General features: G+C 53.8%; 4 protein-coding genes. All 4 read left to right on the forward strand.

What is annotated here, in order from left to right; all coding sequences use genetic code 11:
* The first annotated feature begins 1,185 nt into the window (after window positions 1-1,185).
* The 4 genes from JRF57_15710 (at window position 1,186) to JRF57_15725 (ending at window position 5,769) form a co-directional block, all read left to right on the forward strand.
* A complete protein-coding gene (locus tag JRF57_15710; GenBank protein ID MBW2305145.1) occupies window positions 1,186-1,758 on the forward strand; it encodes a polysaccharide export protein in 573 nt (190 codons plus the stop codon).
* Window positions 1,759-1,937: 179 nt separating this feature from the next.
* Entirely contained in the window at window positions 1,938-3,089 is a 1,152-nt protein-coding gene (locus JRF57_15715) for an outer membrane beta-barrel protein (protein MBW2305146.1), read from the forward strand.
* Window positions 3,090-3,161: 72 nt separating this feature from the next.
* The gene (locus JRF57_15720; protein ID MBW2305147.1) at window positions 3,162-4,934 is read left to right on the forward strand and encodes a lipopolysaccharide biosynthesis protein; all 1,773 of its coding nucleotides are present in this window, start codon (window positions 3,162-3,164) and stop codon (window positions 4,932-4,934) included.
* On the forward strand, window positions 4,927-5,769 hold the full coding sequence (locus JRF57_15725) for an AAA family ATPase (protein ID MBW2305148.1): 843 nt from the start codon (window positions 4,927-4,929) through the stop codon (window positions 5,767-5,769). The genes JRF57_15720 and JRF57_15725 overlap by 8 nt, the downstream gene beginning before the upstream one ends.
* Window positions 5,770-6,389: the final 620 nt, after the last annotated feature.

Raw genomic sequence — 6,389 nt, forward strand, 5'->3', positions numbered from 1 at the left:
AAGATCCCCATGCCCCTTCTCCCGGTGGTGCGAACAATGGTTTTCAGGTGAAATACTTGATCCTGGAAGGGCGTGGAAAAAGGCCCATTATCACTCCGGCTCATGAGTCAGTTATGGTTGAAATTTGGGGGCCGAGGATTAACGCTTTCGATCTTTTTCTCCTTGGAGGGAGGGTTCGAGCCGGGGCCGATGGCCCCTTTTCTGAGAGACCTTTGAAAAACGTTCAATTTTGTTCAAGGTCAAGGAAGGCGAAAATTTTAACCACAGGAATACATTGGAGTATTTCGAGGATTAAAATTTGAGCCTGACGCCGAGATTGGGCAAAAGGGGGCGTTTTGCAAAGGTCTCACAGAAGTGACCGGCGGAGGAACGCCGTGGTTTTCGCGGCTTATCAGTGGGGGAAGCCGCAGCTCACGCTCTAAGAGAGCGGGAGCCGGGGTTTCCCCCATCCCTAACCCCATGAAATAACGAAGACCTCCCAACAGGTCACTTCCGAAAAGATCCCCGTGCCCCTTTTCCGGTGGTGCGAACTTTGTTCAGTCAACAAATTCTCGTGAAAGCCTTGAATATAAATCCCCCCGGAAGCAGCGAAAATTCGGGCAAAAGGGGGCGCTTATCCAAGGTGTCATTTCAATTCAGCCCCCATCCATGCCTTCAACCGACCGACACCATCTTCTTCTGATGATCGTGTTCACCATTGAGCCGGTATAATACTTTTATGCTTTACTTCTCCAAATGAAAGTAGTAGGCTCTCGTATCTGCTTTTACTGATAACGGGTATTTTAAGGTGGCTTGGATTTATTCGAAGGATCTTCTTGAAAAACCACTCTCAAAACAAAAACTTTTCCGGTTCGGACATAATCCTCTAAACCCCTTTATTTTAGGGGCCTTTCAAAACGTTTCCGATTCCGCAACACTCAGGTGCGGCCTGAAATTTGGACAAAATTGCTACTTCTCGCAAAATGTTCTGACGTTTGAACAATATTGCTGTCTTTTGACGAATGACTCCCGGCTTGGACGATATTGCTACTTCTTGCCTTCCCTCATTTACTTGGACAAAATTGCTGCCTTGAAATCCAAACTCTTCATCTGCTTCAAAGTACTTGCCGCGGGTGGGACAGTGAAACTCAAAACAGGGGGCAAGCCATGAAAAAATATCTGGTCCTCTTGATGTTGCTCTTGCCCATGATCCTGAAAGCCTTCTCTCCCTCGGTCGCCGCTGAGCCTTGCGATCCTCCCGGGAGAGAACCGGAGTCAGGTTCCAAGGTCCCGGCATGCACTTACAGGATCGGTCCCGGGGACCTGATCGAGGTCTCCATCTGGAGAGACGAAAATTTGACCAGGGAAATCCTCGTCCCGCCGGACGGGGTCATCTCCTTCCCGCTGATAGAAGAGATCGAGGTAACGAGTCTTACAGTTCCGCAACTAAGGGAGAAAATCACCCGGAAAATCTGTGAATACATCCCGGATGCCACGGTGACCGTCATTCTCCTTAAGGCCAACAGCCTGATGGCTTATGTCATCGGAAAGGTGAACCAGCCCGGCCGGTATCCAATCACCCTCAACACCAACGTGATGCAGATCCTGGCCATGGCGGGCGGGCTGAATCCTTTCGCCGCCCCGAAGAAAATCCTCATCCTTCGGGTGGAAGGAGGAAAGACCCTAGCGTTGTCGTTCAATTACGACCAGGTGAAAAAAGGGGAAAACCTGGAACAAAACATCCTCCTCAAGAGGGGGGACGTCGTGGTGGTGCCTTGAATGGGATACAAGACCTTGGTTCTGCACTCTCCGGTCGGTCTCCTTTTGGAAAATCGAGGTGCCGGGAAACATCTCCAAAGGTCTTTGTCCCACGGCCAGCCAGAGAGTGGCGTCACGAATCAATCCGTCAAAAACCGAAGGACGGCAATCCATTCCGGTTGGGGATTCTTCTGTTTTTTTTGCTGACGGGATGTGTCATCTCCGCCCAGGCGGCGGAGACATCCCTGAACCCCTCAATCGAGATTCGAGGGGAATACGACGACAATATTGGTTTTTCCGGGACAGAACGGAAGGGAGACTTTCTGATTCACATACGCCCCGCCTTATCCCTGGATTACAGGAACGAGCGCTGGTCCGTGACGGGGCACGGGGCCGCCACGATCATCAGGCACCAGGAAGAAATCGGGAACGATAGCGAACAGCAGGATTACGGCCTTAGATGTCTTTACGATGCATCGGAGAGAGTGCGCCTGGAAGGGCACCTCGAATTTCTGACGGATGAGGCCCTCGAATCGGAACTCCATGAGACAGGTCTCCTCACGGTTCGTACCCGCAGGAGGCGACTTGGGGGAGGGGCGGGCCTGGGTCTTAAAATCAGCGAACGCACCGACCTGGGTCTCCATTTAGAGGGCGGCAAAACCCTTTACAGGGACCCAGGGCTGACTGGTTATGACACTTACAGCTTTTTCATGGTCGTGAATCGCTCTTTTTTGAATCAGCGGGGAGGCCTTACGGTGAAAACCGGCTACTCCGGTTACCGATCCCGGGCGAGCAAGATGGACGATTACGGACTTTATTTCGGCCTGAGCCGTTCACTGACAGAGACATGGCGCCTGAACTGCTCCCTGGGCCTTCGCCGCTCAATGATTGATTATCAAAGGCTGAGAATCGATTCCGCCGGAGACGCCCTTGCATCGCCTTTTCGGATCGTAACGGAAAGGGACAGCACCTGGTGGGGCATGGCGGATTTTTTCCTCACCAAGAAAGGCAGCACCTACTCGGCTGCAATGGGGTTCAATCGGGAGCAGGGATACTCTTCCAGGGGAGAACCCATCGAGCAGAACCGATTCTACGTCAACGGAATGAGGAGATTATCCCCTCGGTTCACAATCAATCTTTCAGGCACCGTATATCGAACCCGCTCCAAAGGCGGCTTTTCAGAGGTGAACGCCAGGCACCTGGGATTAGGGGCCTCAATGGAGTACCGGTTCAGCAGGAGACGCTCCCTGATGGCCGGGTACGACTATGACCGCCACCGGGAGGAGACCCTTTCCAACGGTCAGGTGCGTGAACGGAACCGCGTATGGATTTCCCTGATCTGCAGCTTCTAGCTTCTCCGGGAGTCGGTAGGTTTAAGGCCATACCCGGGTGCTTCGTGGACTCCCGGGAAAAGGGTGATTGCAATGAACGAAACCAATGATCTCGCTTTTCTTAAAGGTATCGTCCGACGAAGAAGACGGGCCTTTCTGGTATCCTTTTCGGCCGTCTTTCTGGTCGGGGCCGTCCTTGCCATTGCCCTTCCATCCATCTATGTGTCCCAATCCACCATACTGATAGAAAACCAGTTGATCCCGGATGATTACGTCAGGACCACGATCACCGGTTTCGTGGAAGAGCGGCTCCAGATGATCACCCAGCAGATCATGAGCCGATCCAGGCTCCTGGAGATCATCCACCGCTTCAACCTCTACCCGGAAATGAGGGATCGATACACCACCGAAGAGATCATCCAGAAAATGCGGGAGGATATCAAGCTCCGAACCATCAGCGCAGACGTAATCGACCGGCGCACCGGCAGACCCACTTCCGCCACCATCGCCTTCTCACTTTCCTACGAAGGGAAGGACCCGGCCAAGGTCCAGAAGGTCGCCAGCGTCCTGGCCTCCCTTTACCTGGAGCTGAACCTGAGATCCCGGGAGCAAAGGGCTTCCACCACCACGAAGTTCTTCGAGCAGGAACTTACGGAACTCCGAAAGCAGATGGATCGGTATCAGGATCGGATCAGCACTTTCAAGCGGGAACATATCGGGGAACTTCCCGAGTACAGCGAAATAAACCTGCAAGCCATCAGGAGGCTTGAGCAGGAATTGAGTCGGATCCAGATGCAGATCGGCACCCTCCAGGAAAGGCGTATCCTGCTGGAGGGGCAGCTTGCGAACGTCGATCCCCTGAAACCAATGGTGACGGAAGAAGGGAAGGCGGTCATGCACCCCCGGGAACGCCTGAAGTACTTGAGGCTCAAGCTCCTTTCCCTCAAGAGCCGCTTTTCGGAAAAGCATCCGGATATCAAGAAACTCCGCAATGAAATTCAAAAACTGGAGGCCGAGGTCGGAAAAGAAGGAGACGACGCCCTCGAACAGGCCAGACGACTGGATGAACTCACCGCCCGGTTGTCCTCCATGAAAGCAAAGTTGGGGCCTCGCCACCCTGACGTCATCAATCTTGAAAAGGAGATCCGGGCTTTCTCGGAGAATATGGCCCTGTTTCGCAAGGAGAGGGCACTAAAAATCCTGGCCGAGGAAAAGCCCGACAATCCCGCTTATATCAACCTGAAAACCCAGATCGCCTCCACGGGACTAGAAATCGAGAACCTCCGCCGTGAGGAACGCCGGATCGAAAAGCAGCTTGCGACCTATAGGAAGCGACTGGAAGACACCCCCCTAGTCGAACAGGAATACAACCGGCTCCTCCGGGACCACGAAAACGCCAAGAGGAAATACAACGAACTCATGAACAAACTCATGGAAGCCAAAGTAGCCCAGGGCATGGAGGAATCCCAGCGCGGCGAGCGCTTCACCATCATCGATCCGGCGCAGCTGCCGGAAAGACCTTACAAGCCCAACCGGACGGCCGTGGCCCTCATTGCCTTTGTCCTGGCCCTGGGGGCCGGGGCGGGAACGGCGGCCCTTCGGGAGGCCCTGGATCCTTCCGTCAAATCGGCGGATCACCTGGCGCATCTTACCGGGGTTCCGGTGCTTGCCGTCATCGACGCGATAGAGACTCCCTGGGAAAAAAGGGCGAAACAGAGGAAGCGGATCGCGGTGTTCCTGGCATTTATGGGAATGGCTGTTCTGGGAATTTACCTATTCGATAGGTTTGTCATGCCCATGGACCTGTTCTGGATCAAACTCCAGCGCAGGTTGATCAAGATAGGGATGTCCGGGTTCCTTGGTTGAGGAAAGGGACCAGGGTGATCATCAGGCCGCCGGGAGCCAAATCCCGGAGGCCCTTGATGGAGAGAAAAAATGGACGGGGAAGGCCATGGATAAAACAAAAGATGCCGGAGAAAAGGGGCCTCGCACCCGGATCGATCCGGCCGGTGAAGAGACCCGACCGGCCTACTGGAGAACAAGGATCCTCCCGGTCGAAGAGGAGATTCTCAGGAGAAACAAGATCGTGTCCCGGTTCCCCGAAGAGGCCATGACCGACCAGATCAACCTCCTCCGGACCCAAGTTCTGCACCGGATGGAACGGCTGGGTGGAAACACCCTCCTGGTCGCCAGCGCAAACCACGGCGAAGGCCGGACCTTCACATGCCTTAATCTGGCGATCAGCATATCCCACGAACTTAACCAGACCGTGCTCCTCGTGGATGCGGATTTGAGGCGGCCCTCGGTTAACCGTCTCCTGGGGCTGGAATCCCGAAAAGGCCTGAGTGATTACCTCCTGGGGACTGCAGAAATCCCCGATCTCCTGCTCAACCCCGGAATGGATAAATGCGTTGTACTCCCCGCGGGTCGTCCTCTTCCCAATTCAGCGGAACTGCTGGGTTCCCCAAGGATGAATGCACTGGTCAGGGAGATGAAAGACCGGTATCCCGATCGATTTATCCTATTCGACGGGCCACCGCTTCTGGCCTGTGCCGATTCTCTGGTCATTTCCCGGATCCTGGACGGCGTGCTGCTCGTGACGGAGGCCGAAAAGACGCCGGCCAAGGACCTGCTGAGGGCCATGGATCTTTTAAAGGACAGGCCCGTGATCGGTGCGGTGCTGAATAAGGCCAGGGCTTAGAAACGCTTAAACCCAGATTATGCATGACAAATTTTGAAAAAAGTCATTTATTTAATGATTGCAGACGGTTGGACACCTTTCCAGGTCAGGTTGCATTCACCCAAAAGGTGCAGTCCGAAAACATCAAATCTATTCAAAATTTGTCACCCTTCGGGATTGCCGATTTTGCCGAATCTGCTGCGTTGTAAGGCGCTTGAAGTACTAAAAGTAGTCTGGGGCACCTTACGCCTTGCATCTTCGGCAAACTCGGCAATTGCATAACCCGGGTTAAAAAAATAATGGTCGGAAGGGGCTCTTACGCCCCCAAAGGGGCGGAGCCTGTCCGCCTCCGGCGTGATCTGCCCGTGGTCGTATCGAAAAAGATCCCCGTGCCCCTTTTCCGGTGGTGCGAACGTTCTTCTATCCACAAATCTTCATATAGGCCTTTAATATAAAGAGACCTTTGAAAAATGCTCAATTTTGGTCAAGTTCAAGGAAGGCGAAAATTTTAACCGCCCCGCTTGGGGGCCAAGCGGCAGAGGCACCATACATTGGAGTATTTCGAGGATTCAGATTCCCCGGAGGCAGCGGAAAGCAGGGGCTGACATTTTCTCCGGAGCGGGCGTATTTCGGCCCTGAAT

The sequence above is a fragment of the Deltaproteobacteria bacterium genome (assembly GCA_019310525.1).
Classification (GTDB): domain Bacteria; phylum Desulfobacterota; class DSM-4660; order Desulfatiglandales; family HGW-15; genus JAFDEE01.

What these genes read in the sequence shown, in the direction of transcription:
- JRF57_15710 (MBW2305145.1), top strand. Translation starts at nt 1,186, where the DNA reads ATGATCCTGAAAGCCTTCTCTCCCTCGGTCGCCGCTGAGCCTTGCGAT.
- JRF57_15720 (MBW2305147.1), top strand. Translation starts at nt 3,162, where the DNA reads ATGAACGAAACCAATGATCTCGCTTTTCTTAAAGGTATCGTCCGACGA.